Below are 21,403 nucleotides of genomic sequence, written 5' to 3'. Positions count from 1 at the left end.
GGCGCGAGGCCCCCGCGACCGGTGCCGGTCGCGGGGGCCTCGCAGCGCTTCGGAGCCGATCAGCCCTTGCGGGCCTTGATCTCCTCGGTGAGCTGCGGCACGACGTTGAACAGGTCGCCGACGACGCCGTAGTCGACCAGGTCGAAGATCGGGGCCTCGGGGTCCTTGTTGATGGCCACGATGGTCTTCGAGGTCTGCATGCCGGCGCGGTGCTGGATCGCGCCGGAGATGCCGGAGGCGATGTACAGCTGCGGCGAGACCGACTTGCCGGTCTGGCCGACCTGGTTGGTGTGCGGGTACCAGCCGGCGTCGACGGCGGCGCGCGAGGCGCCGACGGCCGCGCCGAGGGAGTCGGCGAGCGCCTCGATGACCGCGAAGTTCTCGGCGCCGTTGACGCCGCGGCCGCCGGAGACCACGATCGCGGCCTCGGTCAGCTCCGGACGGCCCGTGGACTGGCGCGGCGTACGGCCGGTGACCTTCGTGCCGGTCGCCTGGTCGGAGAAGGTCACCGACAGGGCCTCGACCGCGCCGGCGGCCGGAGCGGCCTCGACGGCGGCCGAGTTCGGCTTGACGGTGATGACCGGGGTGCCCTTGGAGACGCGGGACTTGGTGGTGTAGGACGCGGCGAACACCGACTGGGTAGCCACCGGGCCCTCGTCGCCGGCCTCCAGGTCGACGGCGTCGGTGATGATGCCGGAGCCGATGCGCAGCGCCAGACGGGCGGCGATCTCCTTGCCCTCGGCGGAGGACGGCACCAGCACCGCGGCCGGGGACACCTGCTCGCAGGCGGCCTGCAGGGCGTCCACCTTCGGCACGACCAGGTACTCGGCGTACTCGGACGCCTCGTGGGTGAGGACCTTGACCGCGCCGTGCTCGGCGAGCGTGGCGGCGGTGTCGGCGGCGCCGTTGCCGAGGGCGACGGCGACCGGCTCGCCGATGCGGCGGGCCAGGGTCAGCAGCTCCAGGGTCGGCTTGCGGACGGCGCCGTCCACGTGGTCGACGTAGACGAGAACTTCAGCCATGGGATTGCACTCCTGCTTGCGGAAGATGAGGGGCGGTCAGTGCATGCGCGCGCGGCGGGACGTCCGGCGCGCCGCTCAGATGAACTTCTGGCTCGCGAGGAACTCAGCGAGCTGCTTGCCGCCCTCGCCCTCGTCCTTGACGATCGTGCCGGCCGTGCGGGCCGGGCGCTCGGCCACCGTCTCGACCTTGGTGTAGGCACCCTCGAGACCGACCTCCTCGGCGTCGATGTCCAGGTCGGACAGGTCCCAGGACTCCACCGGCTTCTTCTTGGCGGCCATGATGCCCTTGAAGGAGGGGTAGCGCGCCTCGCCCGACTGGTCGGTGACCGACACGACCGCCGGAAGAGAAGCCTCCAGCTGCTCGGAGGCGGCGTCGCCGTCGCGGCGGCCCTTGACCGTGCCGTCCTCGACGGACACCTCGGACAGCAGGGTGACCTGCGGAACGCCCAGGCGCTCGGCGAGCAGCGCGGGGACGACGCCCATGGTGCCGTCGGTGGAGGCCATGCCGGAGATGACCAAGTCGTAGCCGGCCTTCTCGATGGCCTTGGCCAGGACCAGGGAGGTGCCGATGGCGTCGGTGCCGTGCAGGTCGTCGTCCTCGACGTGGACGGCCTTGTCGGCGCCCATGGACAGCGCCTTGCGCAGCGCGTCCTTGGCGTCCTCGGGGCCCACCGTCAAGACGGTGATCTCCACGTCGTCGTCGGAGTTCTCGGAGATCTGCAGCGCCTGCTCGACCGCGTACTCGTCCAGCTCGGAGAGCAGACCGTCCACGTCGTCCCGGTCGACGGTCAGGTCATCGGCGAAGTGCCGGTCGCCAGTGGCGTCGGGCACGTACTTCACAGTGACAACGATCCTCAAGCTCACGCCGGCTCTCCTACTGCATCGTCATTTCTCGGCTGCCTGCCTGCAGGCAGCATAGGCGCCTCGGGCGGCCGATCCCGGTCGGGGCGACCCACGCTCCGAGCGAAATATTACTCGCCAGTACATCCAGTCCATGCCCGCTAAGCAAGCGCTTTGAACTGTGACCTTCGCAACGCAGCGTAACCGGAACTCGACGACCGCGCAGCAGGAGAGGCGGGGCTCAGTCCCGCAGGCCGCTGAAGCGCCCCTGGTGGTACAGCAGAGGCCGCCCGGCGCCGGTGGGATCGCCGAGCAGGACCTCGGCGAGCACGACGCGGTGGTCCCCGGCGGGCACGCGCGCGACGACACGGCACACCATCCACGCGAGGACGCCGCCGAGCACGGGGACGCCCTCGGGCCCCTCCTGCCAGGCGGTGGACGCCCCGAAGCGGTCGGCGCCGCTGCGGGCGAAGGTGGCGGCCAGCTCCTGCTGGTGCTCGCCCAGGACGTGCACGCCGACGTGGTCACTCGTCGCTATCGCCGGCCAGCTGGAGCCGCCGGTGCCGACGCCGAAGGAGATCATCGGGGGTTCGGCGGAGACGGAGGTGAGCGAGGTGGCCGTGAAGCCGACCGGACCGGCCTCGCCGCGGGCGGTGATCACCGCGACGCCCGCCGCGTGCCGCCGGAAGACGGAGCGCAGCAGGTCGGGTGTGGCGGGACGGGCGGTGTCGAGGTCGGGCGCGGCCGTCATGAAGCGGTCCCGAGGTCGTGCCCGGGCAGCGGGAGATCCGAAGGCATACCGTCAGGCTGACGATAGATGCTCGGTGCAGTCAAGTCGGCTCCGGGAGCCGGGAGGCGGCTCACGGCCGACGCCCGTCCGTCCGCACCGCCTCGCCCAGCGCGGCGATGACGTCGGCCTTGCGCGGCTGGCCGGCGGCGCGCCGCACCAGGCGGCCGTCGGCGTCGAGGACCAGCACGGTGGGGGTCTTGAGGATCTCCAGTCGCCGTACGAGGTCGAGCCGGGCCTCGGCGTCGATCTCGACGTGGGTCACCCCGGGGACCATGCCGGCGACCTCGCCGAGGATCCGCCGGGTGGCCCGGCAGGGCGCGCAGAAGGCGCTGGAGAACTGCACGAGCGTGGCGCGCTCGCCGAGCTCCGCGCCGATCTCGGCCGCACCGAGCCGCCTGCCGTCGTCCCGCCCGCGCACCCGCGCTCTCCCGTTCCGCCGCCGCCGCGGCACTCCGCCGGCGCTCGCCGCCGCGAGCACCGGCACGCACATCACCAGTCCGGTCGTCACCTGCGTGCAGCGTTCACGGGACCGCAAAGATTCCCGGTTCCCCGGGAGGTGCCGCCGCGCGATCCGCGCCCCCCGTGGACGCCGCCGTGCGGGGGCCGGGCTCGCGGCGCCCCTCCTGAACACGGCGTTCGGGCGCCGCCCGGGTGCGGGACGTATCCGCCGGTGCGGCGGGTGACGGTAGGAGCGGAATAAAGGCGGGGCAAAAGGCCGAGGTGGGTCACGGGTTCGACGTGACGAGAATCTCGCCCCCCATGGGCACGGGGGCTGGCTACCCGGCCGTTCTTGGGGCACGATCTGCGACATGCCGTAAACCTACGGCTGCGTAACTTGCCGCCGGGAAAACTTCCCCGGCAGGGAGAAGGAAGGGTCCGTCCCGCCCATGGCAGAACTCGTCTACCGTCCCGTCATCGGTCTAGCCCGCACCCTGTTCAAGGTATGGGACCTCAAGATCGACTGCAGGGGGTCGGAGAACATCCCGCGCTCGGGCGGCGCCGTGTTGGTGAGCAACCACATCAGCTATCTGGACTTCGTCTTCAACGGCCTCGCGGCACTGCCGCAGAAACGTCTCGTTCGCTTCATGGCGAAGGAGTCCGTCTTCCGTCACAAGGTCTCCGGGCCGCTCATGCGCGGGATGAAGCATATCCCCGTGGACCGCGAGCAGGGCGACGCCGCCTACGCGCACGCCCTGGACTCGCTGCGGTCGGGCGAGATCGTCGGGGTCTTCCCGGAGGCGACGATCTCGCAGTCGTTCACCCTGAAGAGCTTCAAGTCGGGTGCCGCGCGCCTGGCCCAGGAGGCCGGCGTGCCGCTGGTCCCGATGGCGGTGTGGGGCACCCAGCGCCTGTGGACCAAGGGCCAGCCGCGCAACTTCAAGCGCAGCCACATCCCGGTCACGATCCGGGTCGGCGAGGCGCTCGAGGCCTCCCGCGACCAGTACGCGGGCGCCCTGACCCGCCGACTGCGCGAGCGCGTGCAGGAGTTGCTGGAGGCGGCGCAGCGCGCCTACCCGGTGCGGCCCAAGGGTCCGGACGACACCTGGTGGATGCCGGCGCACCTGGGCGGAACGGCTCCGACGCCGGAGCAGGTCCGCGCGGGCGGGGCCCACTGACGCACCCCGTGCCCGGCCGACGGCGTCCCGTCCGTGACCGGGGAGTCCGGCGGTCCCGGCGGCCCGCCCGTCCGGTGGGGCCGGGACGTGGCCGCCGCCCGGGCCGGACGCGGACGGCGGCCCGGGCGAGCGCACCCTTCCGGTGCGGCTCACCCGCGACGACATCGAGAACTGCGTGCCGGCCGGCCGACCGTGGACGTGAGCGGGACGGCCGCCCGCGCGCGGGTGTCGTGGCCCGCCGGCCGCGCGCCGGAGCCGGGGTTCGAGGCGGTCCGTGACGTCCCGGAGACGCCGGCCGGGACGCAGGGCGTGCCGGCCGGCGAGCTCGCGCCGCGCGCGCTGCCGGACGCGGACCCCGACGCCTCGGGACACGTGCGCTGCACGGCCGCCGCCGGGGAGATGACGGCCTCTCCGCAGGAGACCCGGATCACCGTGGGCAACGGACCGGAACCTCGCGCTCGGCCGGGCGGGCCACCAGCGGCGGCTCAGGCTCGGCACCGGCACCGGCACCGGCACCGGCACCGGCACCGAGGTGCGGACGACCGTCGCCGGCAACGGAAACCGGGGTGCGGAGCGCACGCCGCCGTGGACCGACGCCTCGTACGGGCCGCGGTTCCAGGAGGGGCGCCCTCCCCCTGCGCGTACCGGCAGCACGCCACCGGCGGACCCGCGGGGCCCCTCGGCCGCGACGTACTTCCGCGGGACGCCGATCAGACCGCACGACAAGGCGTTCCACGCCATCGGGGTGCCGCTGCGGGTCGACCGGATGGTGCCGGGGCACCCGCCACCGTCGTCGGCGACGCCCCGGAGACGGACCCCGGGAAGCTCGCCCGGACCCGCGCGACGGCACGGCGGCGGTCGCCGTCAACGGCTGAGCGCCGCGCGGGGTCCGGCACCCGGGCCGGGGAGACGGCTCAGCGGGCCATCTCCTCCTTGAGGGCCGCCACGAAGGTGTCGACGTCCTCCTCGGTCGTGTCGAAGGCGCACATCCAGCGGACGTCGCCCGCGGCCTCGTCCCAGAAGTAGAAGCGGAACCGCTTCTGCAGGCGCTCGCTCACGTCGTGCGGCAGGCGGGCGAAGACCGCGTTGGCCTGCACGGGGTGGAGGATCTCCACTCCGTGCACGGCCCGCACGCCCTCGGCCAGGCGCTGGGCCATCTCGTTGGCGTGGCGGGCGTTGCGCAGCCACAGGTCCCGGGCCAGCAGGGCCTCCAGCTGCACCGACACGAAGCGCATCTTGGAGGCGAGCTGCATGGACAGCTTGCGCAGGTGCTTCAGGTGGCTGACGGCGTCCTGGTTGAGCACGACGACCGCCTCGCCGAACAGGGCGCCGTTCTTCGTGCCGCCCAGCGAGAGGATGTCGACGCCGACCGCGTTGGTGAACGTCCGCATCGGGACGTCCAGGGTGGCGGCGGCGTTGGCCAGCCGGGAGCCGTCCAGGTGCACCTTCATGCCGCGCGCGTGGGCGTGCTCGCAGATGGCGCGGATCTCGTCCGGGGTGTAGACCGTGCCCAGCTCGGTGGCCTGGGCGATCGAGACGACCTGCGGCATCGCCCGGTGCTCGTCGTCCCAGCCGTACGCCTGCCGGTCGATCAGCTCGGGGGTGAGCTTGCCGTCGGGCGTCGGGACGGTGAGCAGCTTCAGGCCGCCGACCCGTTCGGGCGCGCCGCACTCGTCGACGTTGATGTGGGCGCTCTCGGCGCAGATCACCGCGCCCCAGCGGTCGGTGACCGCCTGGAGCGCGACGACGTTCGCGCCGGTGCCGTTGAAGACCGGGAACGCCTCGGCGGTGGCGCCGAAGTGACTGCGCACGACCCGCTGCAGGTTCTCGGTGTACGCGTCCTCACCGTACGCGACCTGGTGCCCGCCGTTGGCCAGGGCCAGGGCGGCGAGCACCTCCGGGTGGGCCCCGGCGTAGTTGTCGCTGGCGAAACCACGGACGTCCGGATCGTGGTGGCGCCTGGCGTCGGTCCTGGCGGGGTTCACGGCTTCTCGGTGAGCCACAGACGGTTTCCGTTCACTTCCGCGGCGGGCTTCTCCCAGACTCCCGCGATGGCATCGGCGAGGTCCTCGACGTCCGTGAAGCCCGCGAACTTCGCGTTGGGGCGCTCGGCGCGCATCGCCTCGTGCACCAACGCCTTCACGACCAGGATGACAGCAGCGGACGTGGGCCCCCGCTCGCCCCCGGCCTTGCGGAAGTAGTCGGCCAGGGCCAGCGTCCACGCCTCGGCGGCGGCCTTGGCGGCGGCGTAGGAGGCGTTGCCCGCGGTGGGCCGGCTGGCCCCGGCGGCGCTGATCAGGACGTACCGGCCGCGGTCGCTGCGCTGCAGCGCCTCGTGGAAGGCGAGGGAGGTGTGCTGCACGGTCCGCACCAGCAGCATCTCCAGGAAGTCCCAGTCGTCGAGGCTGGTCTTGGTGAAGGTCTCGCTGCCGCGCCAGCCGCCGACGAGGTGGACCAGGCCGTCGACGCGGCCGAAGTCCTTCTCGGCGCGGGCGGCCCAGTCGCGGGTGGCCTCCAGGCTGAGCAGGTCCACCGTCTCGCCGGTGACGGTCGCGCCGCCGGAGGCGTAGCTCGCCGCGTCCACGGCCTCCGCCAGCCGCTCCGGGTCGTTGTCCGCGCCGACGACGGTCGCTCCCGCCTCGGCGAGCCGGAGCAGCGCCGCCCGGCCGGCGGGTCCGCCCGCCCCGGCCACCGCGATCACCGCACCGCTGAGCGCCCCGTTCCCCGCCATGATCTTCGCCTCCTGAGCAGTGGTGTCGGTGCGGTCGCTCACGCGGCGACCCGCTCGGCGCCGTCCGCCGTGATGCCCTTGGTGGCGGCGATCACGTTCTTCAGCTTCTTGGACAGTGCCTCATAGAACATGCTCAGCGGAAACTCGTCCGCAAGCACGTCGTCGACGAGCTTGCGCGGCGGCTGCGTCAGGTCCAGGGCGTCGGGGCCCTTGGCCCACTTGGAGGCCGGGTGCGGGGCGAGGTAGGTGGAGACGAGCTCGTAGCCGGCGAACCAGTGGACGAGCTTGGGCCGGTCGATGCCGTCGCGGTACAGCTGCTCGATCTCGGCGCACAGCCGGTTGGTGACCTGCGGAGCGCGCTCCCAGTCGATGGAGAGCTTGTTGTCGGTCCAGCGGACGACGTCGTGCTTGTGCAGGTAGGCGAAGAGCAGCTGGCCGCCGAGGCCGTCGTAGTTGCGTACGCGCTCGCCGGTCACGGGGAAGCGGAACATGCGGTCGAACAGCACCGCGACCTGCACGTCACGGGCCTGCGGGACGCCTTCCTCGGCCAGCTTCACGGCCTCCTTGAAGGCGGTGAGGTCGCAGCGCAGCTCCTCCAGGCCGTACATCCAGAACGGCTGGCGCTGCTTGATCATGAACGGGTCGAACGGCAGGTCGCCGTGGCTGTGGGTGCGGTCGTGGACCATGTCCCACAGCACGAAGGCCTCCTCGCAGCGCTTCTGGTCGTGGACCATGGCGGCGACGTCCTCGGGCAGTTCCAGGCCCAGGATGCCGACGGCGGCCTCGGTCACGCGGCGGAAGCGGGCGGCCTCGCGGTCGCAGAAGATGCCGCCCCAGGTGAACCGCTCGGGGGCCTCGCGCACGGCTATGGTCTCGGGGAACAGGACGGCGGAGTTGGTGTCGTAGCCGGCCGTGAAGTCCTCGAACGTGATGCCGCAGAACAGCGGGTTGTCGTAGCGGGTGCGCTCCAGCTCGGCCAGCCAGTCCGGCCAGACCATGCGCAGCACGACCGCTTCGAGGTTGCGGTCGGGGTTGCCGTTCTGCGTGTACATCGGGAAGACGACCAGGTGCTGCAGGCCGTCCTGGCGGTTCCGGGCGGGCTGGAAGGCCAGCAGCGAGTCGAGGAAGTCGGGTACCTCGAAGCCGCCGTCGGCCCAGCGGCGCAGGTCCTTGACCAGGGCCTCGTGGTAGGCGCGGTCGTGCGGCAGCAGCGGGGACAGCTCCTGGACCGCGTCGGCGACCTGGCGCACGGCCAGCTCGGCGTCGGCCCGGTCCGGGGCGCCCTCGGCGTCGAAGTCGATCGATCCGTCCTTGGACTGCCAGGGCCGGATCCGCTCCACGGCATCCTTGAGCACGGGCCACGCCGGGTGCTCCACCACCCTCGTCGCCGGAGGAGCCTTCTCCTCCGCACCCACCTGCACAAGAATTTCCGTCATGTCCCATCCTCCACAGGAGAACCTCGCGTAAGAAGACCGTATACACACGAGGTTTCTCTCAGCAAGGGGAGTCTCGGGAAATCATCCTGCGTAACCCCCTCCTTCACCTCACTTTTTCCTGTCGGGCACGGTCCGGACGGCGACTACGCCGAACGGGTCATGTTCCGCGCGCCGCCGCCGGCTCGGGCGATACGGTCCCCGGGGGCCGCCGGGCCGCGGCCCGCCATCGCCGCCGTCGACGGAAGCGAGTCGGTCTTGAACTTCCTCACCATCGGACACCGCGGAGTCATGGGTGTCGAACCGGAGAACACCCTGCGGTCCTTCGTCGCCGCCCAGGAGGCGGGTCTGGACGCCATCGAACTCGATCTGCACCTGAGCAAGGACGGCGCCCTCGTCGTCATGCACGACACCGAGGTGGACCGGACGACCGACGGCACCGGGCCGATCGCCGAGAAGACCCTCGCCGAGCTGCGCGCCCTGGACGCGGGCGGCGGCGAGCGCGTCCCGGTCTTCGAGGAGGTCCTGGCGGCCGTGCGGACACCGCTGCAGGCCGAGATCAAGGACGTGGCCGCGGCGCGGGCCCTGGCCGAGGTCATGAGGGAACGGGACCTGGTCGACCGGGTCGAGGTCTCCTCGTTCCACGACGAGGCGGTCGCCGAGATGGCCCGGCTGGTGCCGGGCGTGCGCACCGCGCTCATCGCGAGCCGGTACGGCGCGGACATCGTGGACCGCGCCGTCGACGCGGGCGCCCGGACGGTCTGCCTCAACATCCGCCGGCTCACCCTGGAGGTCGTGGAGTACGCGCGCAAGGCCGATCTGAGGATCATCGGCTGGGTGGTGAACACCCAGGAGCACCTGCGGCTCGTACACGCCCTGCGGCTGGACGGCGCGACCACCGACTACCCGGAGATCAAGCGCCCGGCCGCTGCACGGCGTGAGAGCTAGAGCCAGGCCTGTCGTCGAACTCCCGTCGTCCGCCCGGAGGGCGGGCCCCGCGGCGTCGGGTGCGTGCTCCCGGCGTGCCGGGCGCGGGCCCTCGTAGCCGGATGTACCCGGGTCCGCGCCCGGTGCGGCGAGAGGGCGTGCAGGGCGTCGCGGGGCAGGCGGGAGTGCGACGACAGGCCCTAGCCGAGTTCCTTGACCAGCAGCTCGAAGCGCAGGTCGTCGCGGCGCGGGATGCCGAAGCGCTCGTCGCCGTACGGAAAGGGGCTGGTGCGTCCCGTACGGCGGTAGCCACGGCGCTCGTACCAGGCGATGAGGTCGTCGCGGACGGAGATCACGGTCATGTGCATCCGCGTCACGCCCCACATCTCGCGCGCCTGCCGCTCGGCCTGCGCCAGGACGGCCTTGCCGAGGCCGCCGCCCTGGAGGGCGGGGCTGACCGCGAACATCCCGAAGTACGCGTACTCACCGCGGTGTTCGAGCTGGCAGCAGGCGACGATCCGGCCGTCGCGCTCCACCGTCAGCAGCCGGCTGCCGGGCGACCTGACGACGGCCAGCACGCTCTCCGGGTCGGTGCGCCGCCCGTCCAGGATGTCCGCCTCCGTGGTCCACCCGGCCCGGCTGGCCTCCCCCCGGTACGCGGATTCGACCAACGCGACCAGTTCGTCCACGTCGGCGTCGGTGGCGTCGCGGAAGGTCACTCCGGTGGCGGTCTGCATGGGCGCAACTCCGAACGGTCGGTCGAGGTTCGAGCAGGGACGAGCGTAGCCCTGCCGTTAGGCTCCGGACGCATGGTGCATGTACTCAGCAGCCGGATCCTGCTCCGCCCCACCGACCCCGAGCGCTCCCGCGCCTTCTACGGCGAGCAGCTGGGCCTCGCCGTCTACCGCGAGTTCGGTACGGGCCCGGAGCGCGGCACCGTCTACTTCCTCGGCGGCGGCTTCCTGGAGGTCTCGGGCCGCTCCGAGGCGCCGCCGCCCCCGGCCGTACGGCTGTGGCTGCAGGTCGCGGACGTGGCCGCGGCGCACGAAGAGCTGCGGGCGAAGGGCGTCCGGATCGTGCGGCCGCCGGTGACGGAGCCGTGGGGCCTGGTCGAGATGTGGATCGCGGATCCCGACGGGACGCCGATCGTGCTGGTGGAGGTGCCCGCGGACCACCCGCTGCGGTACCGGCCCGGCATCTAGGCGTGCTGTCCGAAGAGGCCTACGACGTCAGCAGGTGTTCTGCACGCGGAAGACGGGTGCCGGCCTCCCGCGCTCCCCCGGATGCCCCCCGCGTACATCCTTGCGCTCGCTTGCGCGCCGCCGGGCCCGGGCATCCCTTGACCGATTCGTGGAGCGGGCCGAGCGGGGAGGGGCGTGTGCACGGACCGGCGTCGTCCGGCTGGCTGCTGGTCGCGCTGTGCGCGGCGACCGGCGTGTACTGCCTGCTGCGGATGCGCAGCAGCGTCGAGGAGCAGCGCCGCGCCGCGGGCGGCGAGGCGCTGATGGGTTTCGGGATGGCCGCGATGGCCGTGCCCGCGGTGGTGTTCACGCCGCCGCGGTGGACCTGGACCGCCTACGCGGTGGTGTTCGGCGCGGCGGCGGTGCGCGCGCTGTGGGCGTCGCGGACGAGCCCGCACCACCTGCACCACCTGGTCGGGTCCGCGGCCATGGTGTACATGGCCCTGGTGATGGGCTCCTCCCCCACGCACGGACACGGGAGCTCGGGGGTCCCCGCCCTGACCGGGGCGCTGGCGCTGTACTTCACCGGGTACGTGCTGCTGAGCGGCGCGCGGCTGGTGCCGGTGGCCGCCGCGGCCGGGGACCCCGGGGCCGCCGGGTGGGGGGACCGGCCGGAACTGGCGCGGGCCTGCCGGCTGTCCATGGGGATCGCGATGGTGGCGATGCTGCTGGCGATGTGAGCGGCGGTGTGCGTCCCGTCCGTCCGGTGCCGTCGACAGCGTCACTTCGTCCCGGCGGGCCGTACCCCTGGGCGGTGCGCCGCCCCTAGGCTGCCCGCATGATGCTCCCCGCGGCCCTACTGCTGCTCGGCGCCCTGGCCTGCCTCCTCGCTCCCCGGCTGCTCGCCCGCGCCGACTGGCCGGACCGCGAACCGGTGGTGGCCCTGTGGGTGTGGCAGTGCGTGATCGCGGCCGTACTGCTGTGCTGCGCGCTGTCGATGACCCTCAGCGCGGCGGCGGCCTGGCACGCGGTGGGCGGCCCCGTGTTCGCGACGGCGCCGCGCGCGGTCGCGGAGTCCTACGTGCTCGGGACGGCCGGCCCCTGGGCGGCGACGACCGCGGTCGCGCTGGCGTGCGGCGGGCTGTGGACCGCGGCGATGCTGGTGCGGGAGGTCGTACGGGCGCGGGTCCGGCGCGGACGGCACCGAGCCGAACTCCACGTGCGCGCCCCGCTGCTGCCCGGTGAGACGGCCTCGAACCGGCTCGTCGTGCTGGAGGGTGAGCGCCCGGACGCCTGGTGGCTGCCCGGCGCGCCGCCCCGGCTGGTGGTCACCACGGCAGCGCTGCGCCGGCTGAAGGGGCGGCAGCTGGACGCCGTGCTCGCCCACGAACTGGGCCACGCGCAGGCGCGGCACCACTGGCTGCTGCACTGCTCGGCCGCGCTGGCGGACGGGTTCCCGCGGGTGCCGGTGTTCGCGGTGTTCCGCGAGGAGATGCACCGGCTGGTCGAACTCGCCGCCGACGACACGGCCTCCCGCCGTTTCGGCCGGCTGACCACCGCCCTCGCCCTGGTCGAACTGAACGAGCACCGCGGGGTGTTCGGCCCGTGTCCGGCGCCCGGGGCCCAGGTGCCGCGGCGGGTGCGCCGGCTGCTCACGCCCCCGGACCGGCTGCCGGCGGTACGGCGGCTGCGGCTGACGGCGGCGGCCACGCTGGTGCCCGTGGTCCCCCTGCTGGTGGCCTTCGGCCCCGGGCTGCGCGCACTGGGGTAGCCGGGTGCCGCGGGGCACGGGACGCGGACGGTGGCGGCCCGGGGCGGCGATCCGGGGCACCGGGCGACCGCCCCGGCCACCCGCCACGGCCGCCGGTCACGGTCACGGTCACGGTCACGGTCACGGCCGAGACTCCTCCTGATCGTGCCCCGGAATTGGATCCCCGGCCCGTCCGTCGGGAAGGATCGCATCATGCACACCCCGCCTGTCGAGTCCCCGCCCCGTCCCCCCGCCCACCGCACGGCCGCCCGGTCCGCCGGTGTCCTGGCGCTGTGCTCCGTGCTGCTGCTGGTGCTGGTCGCCGCGCGCTGGCGTCCGTTGATCGCGGTGGACGAGGACGTCTCCCGCACCACGCACCGCTGGGCGGTCGGCGAACCCGCGGTGACCCAGGTCTGCCGCATCCTGACGGACTGGGTGTGGGACCCGTGGACGATGCGGCTGCTGTGCGCGGCGGCGGCGGTCTGGCTGGCGTGGCGGTACGCGGCCCGGTGGACGGCGCTGTGGCTGGTGACGGCCTGCGCGGTGGGCACGCTGGTCCAGCAGGCGCTCAAGGCGGCGGTGGACCGCGCCCGTCCGGTCTTCCCCGATCCCGTGGACTCCGCCCACTACGCGGCGTTCCCCTCCGGCCACGCCATGACCGCCACGGTCGTCTGCGGTCTCCTCCTGTGGCTCCTGCGCCGCCGCGGCGTCGGCCGCGCCGTGTGGTACACGGCCCTGGGCCTGGCCCTGGTCTCCGTGCTCGGCGTCGGCCTGACCCGCGTGTGGCTCGGCGTCCACTGGCCGACGGACGTCCTCGGCGGCTGGCTCCTGGGCGCCCTGGTGGTGGCCCTGGCGGTCCGGGCGCACCGCACCCGGCGGCCCTGATCACTCCCGGACGCCCCGGAAGCGGTCACGGCCTCATAGGATCACCGGCATGACCGCCGTGCTGTTCGACTTCTCCGGGACGCTCTTCCGTGTCGAGTCCGCCGAGTCCTGGCTGCGCGGGGCGCTGACCGAGGCCGGAGTGCACCTGCCGGAGGCGGAGCTGACCGCCGCCGCCCACGCGCTGGAGACGGCCGGGGCGCTGCCCGGCGGCGCGCACCCCGTGGAGCTGCCGGAGGAGCTCGCCGGCCTGTGGGCGGTCCGGGACCGGAGCGCCGAACTGCACCGGGCCGCCTACACCGGCGCCGCCCGCCGGGTCCCGCTGCCCGATCCGGTGCTGTACGACGTGCTCTACGACCGCCACATGAGCCCGGCCGCCTGGGCGCCGTACCCGGACGCCGCAGAGGTCCTGCGCACGCTGCGGGAACGGGGCGTGGCCGTCGGCGTGGTCAGCAACATCGGCTGGGACCTGCGCCCGGTCTTCCGCGAGCACGGGCTCGACGCGTACGTCGACGCGTACGTCCTGTCCTGCGAGCACGGCGTCCAGAAGCCCGATCCGCGGCTGTTCGCCGCCGCCTGCGAGGAGCTCGGCGCCGATCCGCGCGCGACGCTGATGGTCGGCGACGACCGGCACGCGGACGGCGGCGCGGCCGCGCTGGGGTGCGGGGTGCACTTCGTGGACCACCTGCCGGTGACCGAGCGGCCGGACGGGCTGCGGCCGGTGCTGGACCTGGCCGGCTGACAGGACCGGGAAGTGGCCTCAGGCCACCATCGGGGCCATCGGAGGGAGTGCGTCCGCCTCGGGCGATCCCCCGCGTCGCCCGAGGCGGACAGCAGCCCGGATCAGACCTGCGACGGCCTCACCGGACTCCATGAGTATAGTTGGCTGGCAGCCAGCCAACGCAGGAGTTACAGCATGTCCCCGCGCAGCGCCTCGGTCAATGAAGAGTTGCGGAGGCGTTCCAAGGAGCGGCTCCTGCAGGCGGCGGTCGAGCTGGTCGGCGAGCGCGGCTACGAGGCGACGACGCTCGGCGACATCGCCGACCGGGCGGGGTCGGCGCGCGGCCTGGTGTCGTACTACTTCCCGGGCAAACGCCAGCTCGTGCAGTCCGCCGTGCACCGGCTGATGCACCGCACGCTCCAGGAGGCGCTGGAGCGCGAGCCGCGCACCGAGGACGGCCGGGAGCGGATGGCCCGGGCCATCGACGCGATCCTGGGCCTGGCCCGGGACCGGCCCGTGCTGATGCGCCAGCACATGGCCGGGCTGCTGCAGGCCGAGGGGTTCGTGCCGTGCCCGGAGCAGCGGCGCCTGGCCGAGCTGCTGCGGGACACCGTCGCCCGGCACGGTTCGTGCGACGTCGACAGCGACTACCCGATGCTGCGCGCGCTGCTGATGGGCTCCGTGTACGCGGCGCTGGTGCCGGGGGCGCCGATGCCCGTGCCGGTGCTGCGCGCCGAGTTGTTCAAGCGCTACCGGCTGGACTGGGGAATGGGTGCCCCGCCGGACGCCGAGGCGCCCGGCGGGGGGTGCGACACGGACCTGTCGCGGTTCTTCGCGACCGGGTCCGCACCGGGGTGCGCGGCGGAGGATCAGTCGAAGTAGTCCGGCTGTGTCTGCACGTTGAGCTCGTGCAGGTGGACCCGCCTGGCCGGGTCCGTACGCCGGTCGTCGATCCTCAGGACGTCGAGACCCTTGGCGATGTCGTTCGAGTAGATGTGGCCGTTGTAGTAGTACGCCGACCAGGAACCGGCGGTGGTGACCTGGTCGGTGGTCAGCGGGCCGCGCTCGAAGTAGGCGATCTCCCTGGGCTTCGAGGAGTCGGTGAAGTCCCAGACGGAGACGCCGCCCTGGTACCAGGCCTGGACCATCAGGTCCTTGCCCTTGACCGGGATCAGGGAGCCGTTGTGGGCCACGCAGACCTCGGTGTCCGCCTGGTGGCGGTCGATCTTGAAGTAGCTGCGGAAGACCAGCTTGCGGTGGTCGCCCCTGCCGACGATGTCGTAGATGCCGTCGGCGCCGCGGTTCGGGCCGATCTCCGCGTTGCAGGTGGCCGCGCCGCCGCCGCCCAGCTCGTCGGTGAACACGACCTTGTTCGCCTTCTGGTTGAAGGTCGCCGAGTGCCAGAACGCGAAGTTGACGTTGTCCTGCACCCGGTCGATGACCTTCGGGTTTTCCGGGTCCTCGATGGAGAACAGGATGCCGTCGCCCATGCAGGCGCCGGCGGCCAGGTCCTTGGAGGGCAGCACCGTGATGTCGTGGCAGCCGGTGGTCTTGGAGACACCCGGGTTGGCGGGCGCGCCCGGGTTGCCGCCGCCGTCCGGGCCCTCACCGGGGAACAGCACCGGGAAGCCGACGAGCGCGGCCTTCTCGGGGGCCTTGCGCGGCACCTTGATGACGGAGATGCCGTCGTGCGGCGGCTGGCAGTCGGGGTAGGCGGCGTTCGGCGAGTACGAGGAGACGTAGATGTAGACGTTCCTGCGCTCGGGCACCAGCGTGTGGGTGTGCGAGCCGCAGGCGGTCTCGACGGCGGCGACGTACTTGGGGTTCCTCTTGTCGCTGATGTCGAAGACCTTCATGCCCTCCCAGGAGGACTTCTCGGTCGCCGGCTGGGTGGTGCTGTTGCAACTGCTGTCGCTGCGCGAGGAGTCGGTGGACAGGAACAGCAGATCGCCCGAGACGGAGATGTCGTTCTGCGAACCGGGGCACAGCACCTGGGCGACCGTCTTCGGCGCCTTCGGGTCGCTGATGTCGAAGATGCGGAAGCCGTCGTAGTTGCCCGCGAAGGCGTACCTGCCCTGGAAGGCCAGGTCCGAGTTGGTGCCGGGCAGCGCGTCCTTGGGGACGTTGGCGAGGTGCTCGATGTTGGCGGAGTGGACGATCTCGTCCTGGCCGGGGATCTCGCCGCTCGCGATGGCCTCCCGCGCCTCGGCCTGCACGCTCTTGGAGACCTCCTTGGGTGCCGCCGGAGCGTCCCCGGGGTCGGGGGTCGCGACGGCCGGCGCGGCCGTCAGCAGCGCGGCCAGCAGTCCGGTGGCGGCCGTGGCAACTCCCAGACGTCTGCGCCGTGTTCGGGGTCCGTGCAACAGGATCACTGTTTCCTCCCTAGTTCCGTTCACCGCGGAACGGTTCACGCACCCCGCAGTATCGTCTTCATCATGCACACACCAACAGGGGGAAACATACTCGCAATGAAGTTTTTCGATCAGTGGCCCGCGGAAGCGTGCTAGGACGGTCATCGACACTCACGAGGTGTCCGTGAATCCGCCTGCCACAGGAGGTCGTTGTGCTCTTCCGCCGTGCGTCCCGCGCGCCCTTGGCCGTGACCGCTCTGACTGCCCTGGCCGTGTCGGGACTCGGGGCGTGCGACTCCGGTCCGGACGCCGAGTCGGCGGCCTCGAAGGGGCCTTCGGTCATCGCCCCGGGCAGACCCGGCGAGGCGAACCGGACCCTCTCCGCCCAGGACGCGGCCGAGCAGCGCGCGGAGGACGACTCCCCCAACTCCGCCGACGTCTCCTACGCGCGCATGATGATCCGGCACCACGCCCAGGCCCTGCGGATGACCGAACTGGTCCCGCGGCGCGCCGAGTCCACCGGGGTCGAGCGGCTCGCCGAGCGGATCGCCGCCGCCCAGGCCCCGGAGATCAAGGCCATGCAGGGCTGGTTGCAGGAGCACGGCAGGGCGGAGCGGGACGACCGGCACGGGCACGACCACGCCGCGATGCCCGGCATGGCGACCGAGGCCCAGCTGAAGAAGCTGCGCGCGGCCGAGGGCAGGGCCTTCGACCGGCTCTTCCTCACCCTGATGATCACTCACCACGAGGGCGCCGTCACCATGGCCACGGAGGTGAAGGCGCAGGGCAACAACATCCGGATCGAGGAGATGGCCGACGACGTGATCGCCCAGCAGACGAGCGAGATCACACGGATGCGGGACATGCTCTGAGCCGGCCGTCCGGCGTCTGCGCCGGACGGCCGCCGACGTCCGGGCCTGCCTGCGCCGGCCGCGGCGGCCCCGCGTCCTGCGAGGATCGCTCCATGACAGGCACCCACCCGAAGATCAAGGATCTCGTCGTCGACTGCGTCGACCCGGAACGGCTGGCCTCGTTCTGGGCGGAGCTCCTGGGCAGGCCGATCGCGGCCAGGACGGGCCCGTACGTCTGGCTCGCGCGTGGCGACGGTCCGGGGCTGGGTTTCCAGAAGGTCCCCGAGGCGAAGGCCGGCAAGAACCGCGTCCATTTCGACATCGCCTCGCCGGACCCGGCTTCCGAGCAGGCGCGGGTCGAGGAGCTGGGCGGCCGGCTGCTCGACCGGTACGCGGCCGGGGGCTTCCTGGTCATGGCCGATCCCGAGGGGAACGAATTCTGCATCATCCCGCCGGGACCGTTCGAGGTCGACGACGACGGGCACGCGGGCTACCTCGGCGGCTGAAGCCCCCCGGGCCGACCGGCCCTCGGCGCCGGGCCGGCGCGCGCCTCGGACCCGCTCGCCCGCACGGGCATCCGCCGGACCCGGCGGCGGCCCCGGCCCGGTCCCGTGCCCCGCCGGGCCGGAAATCCGGATCCGCGTGCCCCGGGGATCCGGCCCGGCGTCCCGGCGGCCGACGCCGGACGCGGACCGCCGGGCCACCGACGCGTCGGCGTTCGTGACAGCCGGGTGCGGCCGGCCCGGGAGCCGTCCACGGTCGACGGCGGGTGACGGGAAGCCTCCGTTCGCACAGCGGCGGCACCCGGTGCGCACCGTCGGCGGCGCGACCCGCGATCTCCCGGAGGCCGCGCTCGCCGAGCCCGGGGCCGTCCGGTCCTGTGGGCGCGGCTTCCCCCGCCTCAGGTGCCCCTCGGCACGGGGAGGCTCCCACGGCACCGTCCCCCGGCGCGCCCGGCGCAACCGCGTGATCACGTTCCCCGTGAACGGGCGGGCGCGGCCGGACGGCCCACAGCACCCTGTCAGCGGAGCCCCGGCGGTGCGATGCTGGAGACGTCAGCGATCTCCTGACGATCCCTCGGGATCCCTCGGATAAGGAGTTCCGCCGTGCTGCGAGTCGCCGTCGTGGGCTCCGGGCCGAGCGGGTGCTACACCGCGCAGAGCCTGGTCCAGCAGGACTCCGAGGTGCGCGTCGACGTCCTGGACCGGCTGCCGTGCCCGTACGGCCTGGTCCGCTACGGCGTGGCGCCGGACCACGAGAAGATCAAGTCGCTGCAGGGCACCCTGCGCGCGGTCCTGGAGCACGACCGGGTGCGGTTCCTGGGCGGTGTCCAGGTCGGCCCCGGCGGGGTGCCGGCCGCCCGGCTGCGGGAGCTGTACCACGCGGTGGTGTACTGCGTGGGCGCCGCCACCGACCGGCATCTGGGGATCCCCGGCGAGGACCTGCCGGGCAGCTGGTCGGCGACCGAGTTCGTGTCCTGGTACAGCGCGCACCCGGACGCCGCCGGCGGCGGCTTCCTGCCGGGCGCGCGGTCGGCCGTGGTCATCGGCGTGGGGAACGTCGCCGTGGACGTCACCCGGATACTGGCCCGGGGCGTGACGGAACTGGCCCCCACCGACATGCCCCAGGCGGCCCTGACCGCCCTGGCCGCGAGCGGGGTGACCGACATCCACATGGTGGGCCGGCGCGGCCCGTCCCAGGCCCGCTTCACCACCAAGGAGCTGCGCGAACTGGGCGCCCTGCCGGACACCGACGTGGTCCTGGACCCGGCCGAGCTGGCGCTGGACCCGGGGTACGGGGATCCCTCCGCGCTGCCCGCCGCGCAGCGCCGCAACGTGGAGGTGCTGCGCGCCTGGGCCGAGAGGGCCCCGCGGGGCGCCCCGCGCCGGATCCGGCCGCGGTTCTTCCTGCGCCCGGTGGAACTGCTCGCCGAGCGGGGACGGGTGGGCGCCGTGCGGTTCGAGCGGACGGCACCGGACGGACGCGGCGGGGTGCGGGGCACGGGCCGGTACGAGGACATCGGGGCCCAGCTGGTGCTGCGCTCGGTGGGCTATCGCGGGGTGCCGCTGGAAGGGCTGCCGTTCGACGCGGACAGCGGCACCGTGCCCCACCTGGCCGGCCGCGTCCTGCGCGAGGGCGTGGTCACGCCCGGCGAGTACGTGGCGGGCTGGATCAAGCGCGGCCCGACGGGCGTCATCGGCACCAACCGGCCGTGCGCCAAGGAGACGGTGCTCTCCCTGCTGGAGGACGCCCCCGTCCTCGAACGCCAGGACGTGCCCGAGGACCCGCTCACGGCGCTGCGCGCCGCGGGGGCCGAGCCGGTCGGGTGGCCCGGATGGCAGGCCATCGAGCGCGCCGAGGCGGACCTCGGGGCGTCGCTCGGGCGGAGCGTGGTCAAGCTCCCGGACTGGGAGTCGCTGCTGGCGGCGGCGCGGGCGGCGGGTTCCTGGTAGGGCTTGCCGGAGCGGGCGCCGGGCGCGGCCGGCGGGCTGCCGGACCTCCTCGTGTCCGCGACCGTCCTCATGGCCGCCGGCATGCCGCCGGTGGGGGACCGACGGTCCACGGCGGGTTCCCGGGCCGGTTCCGGACGGTGATGTGCGGCGGCATCGGCGCGGGCCGCCTGGCGGCGACCGCGCCGAACCCGGTGTTCCGCCCCCTTCCCGGGCGGGCGGGTTCAGTCGGTGCCGAGGCGGGCGGTCTGCCGGGCGGCGGCGGCGAGCAGCGCGTCGAGAAGGCCCGGGAAGAGATCGTCCAGGTCGTCCCGGCGCAGGCCGTTCATCTTGGCCGTGCCCCGGTAGGCCTGCCGGATCACCCCGCTCTCCCGCAGCACCCGGAAGTGGTGCGTGGTGGTGGACTTGGTGACCGGCAGGTCGAAGTGCGAACAGGACAGCTCGTCGCTCCCGGCGGCGAGCTCGCGCACGATCCGCAGCCGCACGGGGTCGGAGAGCGCGTGCAGGACGCCCTCCAGCCTGATCTCCTCGCGCGCCGGGTGCGGCAGGTCGCGGCTGCTGGCGGGGGCGGTGGTCGTCACGGCGGCGGCTCCACATCGGTCCGGGAGTCCTCATTGTACGAGAGTTCTCGAATTTCCGGCCCGGGATCTAGTACGAGCGGCATCGTATTTTGACATCTCCCGTACTACGATGCTTACCGTACTACTCGACAACGGCCCCGTGACGAATGGAGTCCGCCGTGAGTGCGCTCTTCGAGCCCTGCACCCTGCGCGATGTGACGATCCCCAACCGGGTGTGGATGCCTCCCATGTGCCAGTACTCGGCCGCGCCCGAGGGGCCCGGGACCGGGGCCCCCACCGACTGGCACTTCGCGCACTACGCCGCCCGCGCGACCGGCGGCACGGGCCTGATCATCGTCGAGGCCACCGCCGTGTCGCCCGAGGGCCGGATCTCCCCCTACGACCTGGGCATCTGGAACGACACCCAGGCCGAGGCGTTCCGCCGGATCACGCGCTTCCTGGCCTCCCAGGGCACGGTGCCGGCGATCCAGCTGGCGCACGCCGGCCGCAAGGCCTCCACCGACCGCCCCTGGAAGGGCGGCGCGCCCGTCGGCCCCGAGGCGCACGGCTGGCAGCCGGTGGCGCCGAGCCCGCTCGCCTTCGACGAGCGGCACCCGGTGCCGGACGAACTGACGGCCGACCGGATCAGGGACGTGGTCGGCGAGTTCGCGGCCGCCGCCCGGCGCGCGCTCGCCGCCGGCTTCGAGATCGCCGAGATCCACGGCGCCCACGGCTACCTCATCAACGAGTTCCTCTCCCCGCACTCCAACCACCGCACCGACGCCTACGGCGGCTCGTACGAGAACCGCACGCGTTTCGCCCTCGAAGTCGTCGACGCCGTACGGGAGGTGTGGCCGGACGACAAGCCGCTGTTCTTCCGCATCTCGGCGACCGACTGGCTGGAGGACGGCGGCTGGACCCCGGACGACACGGTCCGCTTCGCCGCCGACCTCCAGGCCCACGGCGTCGACCTCCTCGACGTCTCCACCGGCGGGAACGCCTCCGGCGTCCGCATTCCGGCCGGCCCCGGCTACCAGGTGCCCTTCGCGGCACGGGTGAAGGCGGAGACGACCCTGCCGGTCGCCGCGGTGGGGCTGATCACCGGGGTCGAGCAGGCGGAGAAGATCCTCGCCAACGGGGAGGCGGACGCCGTCCTGCTGGGCCGCGAGCTCCTGCGCAACCCCTCCTGGGCCCGGCTCGCGGCACGGGAGCTCGGCGCCGAGGTGCGGGTGCCGGAGCAGTACCACCGCTCCGTATGAGCCACTGGCGCCGGGCGGGGACCGCGGTCCCCGCCCGGC

At 73.2% G+C, this 21,403-nt stretch carries 22 protein-coding genes; 12 read left to right on the top strand and 10 right to left on the bottom strand.

Features of this window, described 5'->3' with window-relative positions:
• Positions 1-59: 59 nt before the first annotated feature.
• From AB0L29_RS21520 to AB0L29_RS21505, 4 genes are all read right to left on the bottom strand, one after another.
• Complete coding sequence (locus tag AB0L29_RS21520; protein ID WP_365829306.1) at positions 60-1,022, bottom strand: electron transfer flavoprotein subunit alpha/FixB family protein; 963 nt, start codon at positions 1,020-1,022, stop codon at positions 60-62.
• Positions 1,023-1,097: 75 nt separating this feature from the next.
• Positions 1,098-1,886 (bottom strand): electron transfer flavoprotein subunit beta/FixA family protein, encoded by a 789-nt coding sequence (locus tag AB0L29_RS21515; protein ID WP_365829305.1) that lies wholly within the window; start codon positions 1,884-1,886, stop codon positions 1,098-1,100.
• 217 nt (positions 1,887-2,103) lie between these two features.
• On the bottom strand, positions 2,104-2,613 hold the full coding sequence (locus AB0L29_RS21510; protein ID WP_365829304.1) for a flavin reductase family protein: 510 nt from the start codon (positions 2,611-2,613) through the stop codon (positions 2,104-2,106).
• A 109-nt stretch (positions 2,614-2,722) separates the two neighbouring features.
• Positions 2,723-3,142, bottom strand: a complete 420-nt coding sequence (locus AB0L29_RS21505) for a thioredoxin family protein (RefSeq protein ID WP_365829339.1) — start codon at positions 3,140-3,142, stop codon at positions 2,723-2,725.
• Between the two features lie 397 nt (positions 3,143-3,539).
• On the opposite strand from AB0L29_RS21505, the gene AB0L29_RS21500 reads away from it, so the two are divergent.
• The gene (locus tag AB0L29_RS21500; protein WP_365829303.1) at positions 3,540-4,268 is read left to right on the top strand and encodes a lysophospholipid acyltransferase family protein; all 729 of its coding nucleotides are present in this window, start codon (positions 3,540-3,542) and stop codon (positions 4,266-4,268) included.
• A 914-nt stretch (positions 4,269-5,182) separates the two neighbouring features.
• Here the strand turns inward: AB0L29_RS21500 and AB0L29_RS21495 are convergent.
• Genes AB0L29_RS21495 through AB0L29_RS21485 form a run of 3 tightly spaced genes read right to left on the bottom strand, consistent with a single transcriptional unit; the run spans position 5,183 to position 8,435 of the window.
• Positions 5,183-6,253 (bottom strand): low specificity L-threonine aldolase, encoded by a 1,071-nt coding sequence (locus AB0L29_RS21495; protein ID WP_365829302.1) that lies wholly within the window; start codon positions 6,251-6,253, stop codon positions 5,183-5,185.
• Positions 6,250-6,999, bottom strand: a complete 750-nt coding sequence (locus AB0L29_RS21490; RefSeq protein WP_365829338.1) for an SDR family oxidoreductase — start codon at positions 6,997-6,999, stop codon at positions 6,250-6,252. Before AB0L29_RS21490 ends, AB0L29_RS21495 begins: the two co-directional genes overlap by 4 nt.
• A gap of 38 nt (positions 7,000-7,037) precedes the next feature.
• Positions 7,038-8,435 (bottom strand): DUF6421 family protein, encoded by a 1,398-nt coding sequence (locus tag AB0L29_RS21485; protein WP_365829301.1) that lies wholly within the window; start codon positions 8,433-8,435, stop codon positions 7,038-7,040.
• Positions 8,436-8,690: 255 nt separating this feature from the next.
• Here AB0L29_RS21485 and AB0L29_RS21480 point away from each other — a divergent pair, with 255 nt between their 5' ends.
• Positions 8,691-9,380 (top strand): glycerophosphodiester phosphodiesterase family protein, encoded by a 690-nt coding sequence (locus AB0L29_RS21480; RefSeq protein ID WP_365829300.1) that lies wholly within the window; start codon positions 8,691-8,693, stop codon positions 9,378-9,380.
• Between the two features lie 179 nt (positions 9,381-9,559).
• On the opposite strand, the gene AB0L29_RS21475 is transcribed toward AB0L29_RS21480, so the two are convergent.
• Positions 9,560-10,096, bottom strand: coding sequence for a GNAT family N-acetyltransferase (locus tag AB0L29_RS21475; RefSeq protein WP_365829299.1), 537 nt, complete (start codon positions 10,094-10,096; stop codon positions 9,560-9,562).
• Positions 10,097-10,168: 72 nt separating this feature from the next.
• On the opposite strand from AB0L29_RS21475, the gene AB0L29_RS21470 reads away from it, so the two are divergent.
• From AB0L29_RS21470 to AB0L29_RS21445, 6 genes are all read left to right on the top strand, one after another.
• On the top strand, positions 10,169-10,561 hold the full coding sequence (locus AB0L29_RS21470; RefSeq protein WP_365829298.1) for a VOC family protein: 393 nt from the start codon (positions 10,169-10,171) through the stop codon (positions 10,559-10,561).
• Positions 10,562-10,737: 176 nt separating this feature from the next.
• The gene (locus AB0L29_RS21465; RefSeq protein WP_365829297.1) at positions 10,738-11,280 is read left to right on the top strand and encodes a DUF5134 domain-containing protein; all 543 of its coding nucleotides are present in this window, start codon (positions 10,738-10,740) and stop codon (positions 11,278-11,280) included.
• Between the two features lie 98 nt (positions 11,281-11,378).
• Positions 11,379-12,311 (top strand): M56 family metallopeptidase, encoded by a 933-nt coding sequence (locus AB0L29_RS21460; RefSeq protein WP_365829296.1) that lies wholly within the window; start codon positions 11,379-11,381, stop codon positions 12,309-12,311.
• A gap of 192 nt (positions 12,312-12,503) precedes the next feature.
• The gene (locus AB0L29_RS21455) at positions 12,504-13,175 is read left to right on the top strand and encodes a phosphatase PAP2 family protein (protein WP_365829295.1); all 672 of its coding nucleotides are present in this window, start codon (positions 12,504-12,506) and stop codon (positions 13,173-13,175) included.
• A gap of 49 nt (positions 13,176-13,224) precedes the next feature.
• A complete protein-coding gene (locus AB0L29_RS21450) occupies positions 13,225-13,914 on the top strand; it encodes an HAD-IA family hydrolase (protein ID WP_365829294.1) in 690 nt (229 codons plus the stop codon).
• A gap of 174 nt (positions 13,915-14,088) precedes the next feature.
• Positions 14,089-14,775 carry a helix-turn-helix domain-containing protein gene (locus AB0L29_RS21445; protein WP_365829293.1) on the top strand — a complete coding sequence of 229 codons (687 nt, stop codon included), beginning with the start codon at positions 14,089-14,091 and terminating at the stop codon, positions 14,773-14,775.
• On the opposite strand, the gene AB0L29_RS21440 is transcribed toward AB0L29_RS21445, so the two are convergent.
• Complete coding sequence (locus tag AB0L29_RS21440; RefSeq protein ID WP_365829292.1) at positions 14,763-16,265, bottom strand: hypothetical protein; 1,503 nt, start codon at positions 16,263-16,265, stop codon at positions 14,763-14,765. The genes AB0L29_RS21445 and AB0L29_RS21440 overlap by 13 nt on opposite strands.
• A 191-nt stretch (positions 16,266-16,456) precedes the next feature.
• On the opposite strand from AB0L29_RS21440, the gene AB0L29_RS21435 reads away from it, so the two are divergent.
• The 3 genes from AB0L29_RS21435 to AB0L29_RS21425 all read left to right on the top strand — a co-directional run bounded on the left by AB0L29_RS21435 (position 16,457) and on the right by AB0L29_RS21425 (position 19,548).
• Positions 16,457-17,116 carry a DUF305 domain-containing protein gene (locus tag AB0L29_RS21435; RefSeq protein WP_365829291.1) on the top strand — a complete coding sequence of 220 codons (660 nt, stop codon included), beginning with the start codon at positions 16,457-16,459 and terminating at the stop codon, positions 17,114-17,116.
• Positions 17,117-17,208: 92 nt separating this feature from the next.
• Positions 17,209-17,601: a VOC family protein gene (locus AB0L29_RS21430; protein WP_365829290.1), complete on the top strand. Its 393-nt coding sequence runs from the start codon at positions 17,209-17,211 to the stop codon at positions 17,599-17,601.
• 600 nt (positions 17,602-18,201) lie between these two features.
• Positions 18,202-19,548 carry an FAD-dependent oxidoreductase gene (locus AB0L29_RS21425; RefSeq protein WP_365829289.1) on the top strand — a complete coding sequence of 449 codons (1,347 nt, stop codon included), beginning with the start codon at positions 18,202-18,204 and terminating at the stop codon, positions 19,546-19,548.
• Positions 19,549-19,769: 221 nt separating this feature from the next.
• Here the strand turns inward: AB0L29_RS21425 and AB0L29_RS21420 are convergent, their stop codons facing one another.
• Positions 19,770-20,126, bottom strand: coding sequence for a helix-turn-helix domain-containing protein (locus tag AB0L29_RS21420; protein ID WP_365829288.1), 357 nt, complete (start codon positions 20,124-20,126; stop codon positions 19,770-19,772).
• A 158-nt stretch (positions 20,127-20,284) separates the two neighbouring features.
• Here AB0L29_RS21420 and AB0L29_RS21415 point away from each other — a divergent pair, with 158 nt between their 5' ends.
• Positions 20,285-21,364 carry an NADH:flavin oxidoreductase/NADH oxidase gene (locus tag AB0L29_RS21415; protein ID WP_365829287.1) on the top strand — a complete coding sequence of 360 codons (1,080 nt, stop codon included), beginning with the start codon at positions 20,285-20,287 and terminating at the stop codon, positions 21,362-21,364.
• The last annotated feature ends 39 nt before the right edge of the window (positions 21,365-21,403 follow it).

The sequence above is a fragment of the Streptomyces sp. NPDC052701 genome (assembly GCF_040678355.1).
GTDB lineage: Bacteria > Actinomycetota > Actinomycetes > Streptomycetales > Streptomycetaceae > Streptomyces.
The sequence above is the reverse complement of the archived record's forward strand: the minus strand, read 5'-3'. Positions and strand labels throughout refer to the sequence as shown.

Excerpts from the sequence above, each read along its gene's own strand:
- AB0L29_RS21520 (WP_365829306.1), bottom strand. The coding sequence starts at position 1,022 with ATGGCTGAAGTTCTCGTCTACGTCGACCACGTGGACGGCGCCGTCCGC.
- AB0L29_RS21510 (WP_365829304.1), bottom strand. The coding sequence starts at position 2,613 with ATGACGGCCGCGCCCGACCTCGACACCGCCCGTCCCGCCACACCCGAC.
- AB0L29_RS21505 (WP_365829339.1), bottom strand. The coding sequence starts at position 3,142 with ATGTGCGTGCCGGTGCTCGCGGCGGCGAGCGCCGGCGGAGTGCCGCGG.
- AB0L29_RS21500 (WP_365829303.1), top strand. The coding sequence starts at position 3,540 with ATGGCAGAACTCGTCTACCGTCCCGTCATCGGTCTAGCCCGCACCCTG.
- AB0L29_RS21490 (WP_365829338.1), bottom strand. The coding sequence starts at position 6,999 with ATGGCGGGGAACGGGGCGCTCAGCGGTGCGGTGATCGCGGTGGCCGGG.
- AB0L29_RS21485 (WP_365829301.1), bottom strand. The coding sequence starts at position 8,435 with ATGACGGAAATTCTTGTGCAGGTGGGTGCGGAGGAGAAGGCTCCTCCG.
- AB0L29_RS21475 (WP_365829299.1), bottom strand. The coding sequence starts at position 10,096 with ATGCAGACCGCCACCGGAGTGACCTTCCGCGACGCCACCGACGCCGAC.
- AB0L29_RS21470 (WP_365829298.1), top strand. The coding sequence starts at position 10,169 with ATGGTGCATGTACTCAGCAGCCGGATCCTGCTCCGCCCCACCGACCCC.
- AB0L29_RS21460 (WP_365829296.1), top strand. The coding sequence starts at position 11,379 with ATGATGCTCCCCGCGGCCCTACTGCTGCTCGGCGCCCTGGCCTGCCTC.
- AB0L29_RS21455 (WP_365829295.1), top strand. The coding sequence starts at position 12,504 with ATGCACACCCCGCCTGTCGAGTCCCCGCCCCGTCCCCCCGCCCACCGC.
- AB0L29_RS21450 (WP_365829294.1), top strand. The coding sequence starts at position 13,225 with ATGACCGCCGTGCTGTTCGACTTCTCCGGGACGCTCTTCCGTGTCGAG.
- AB0L29_RS21445 (WP_365829293.1), top strand. The coding sequence starts at position 14,089 with ATGTCCCCGCGCAGCGCCTCGGTCAATGAAGAGTTGCGGAGGCGTTCC.
- AB0L29_RS21430 (WP_365829290.1), top strand. The coding sequence starts at position 17,209 with ATGACAGGCACCCACCCGAAGATCAAGGATCTCGTCGTCGACTGCGTC.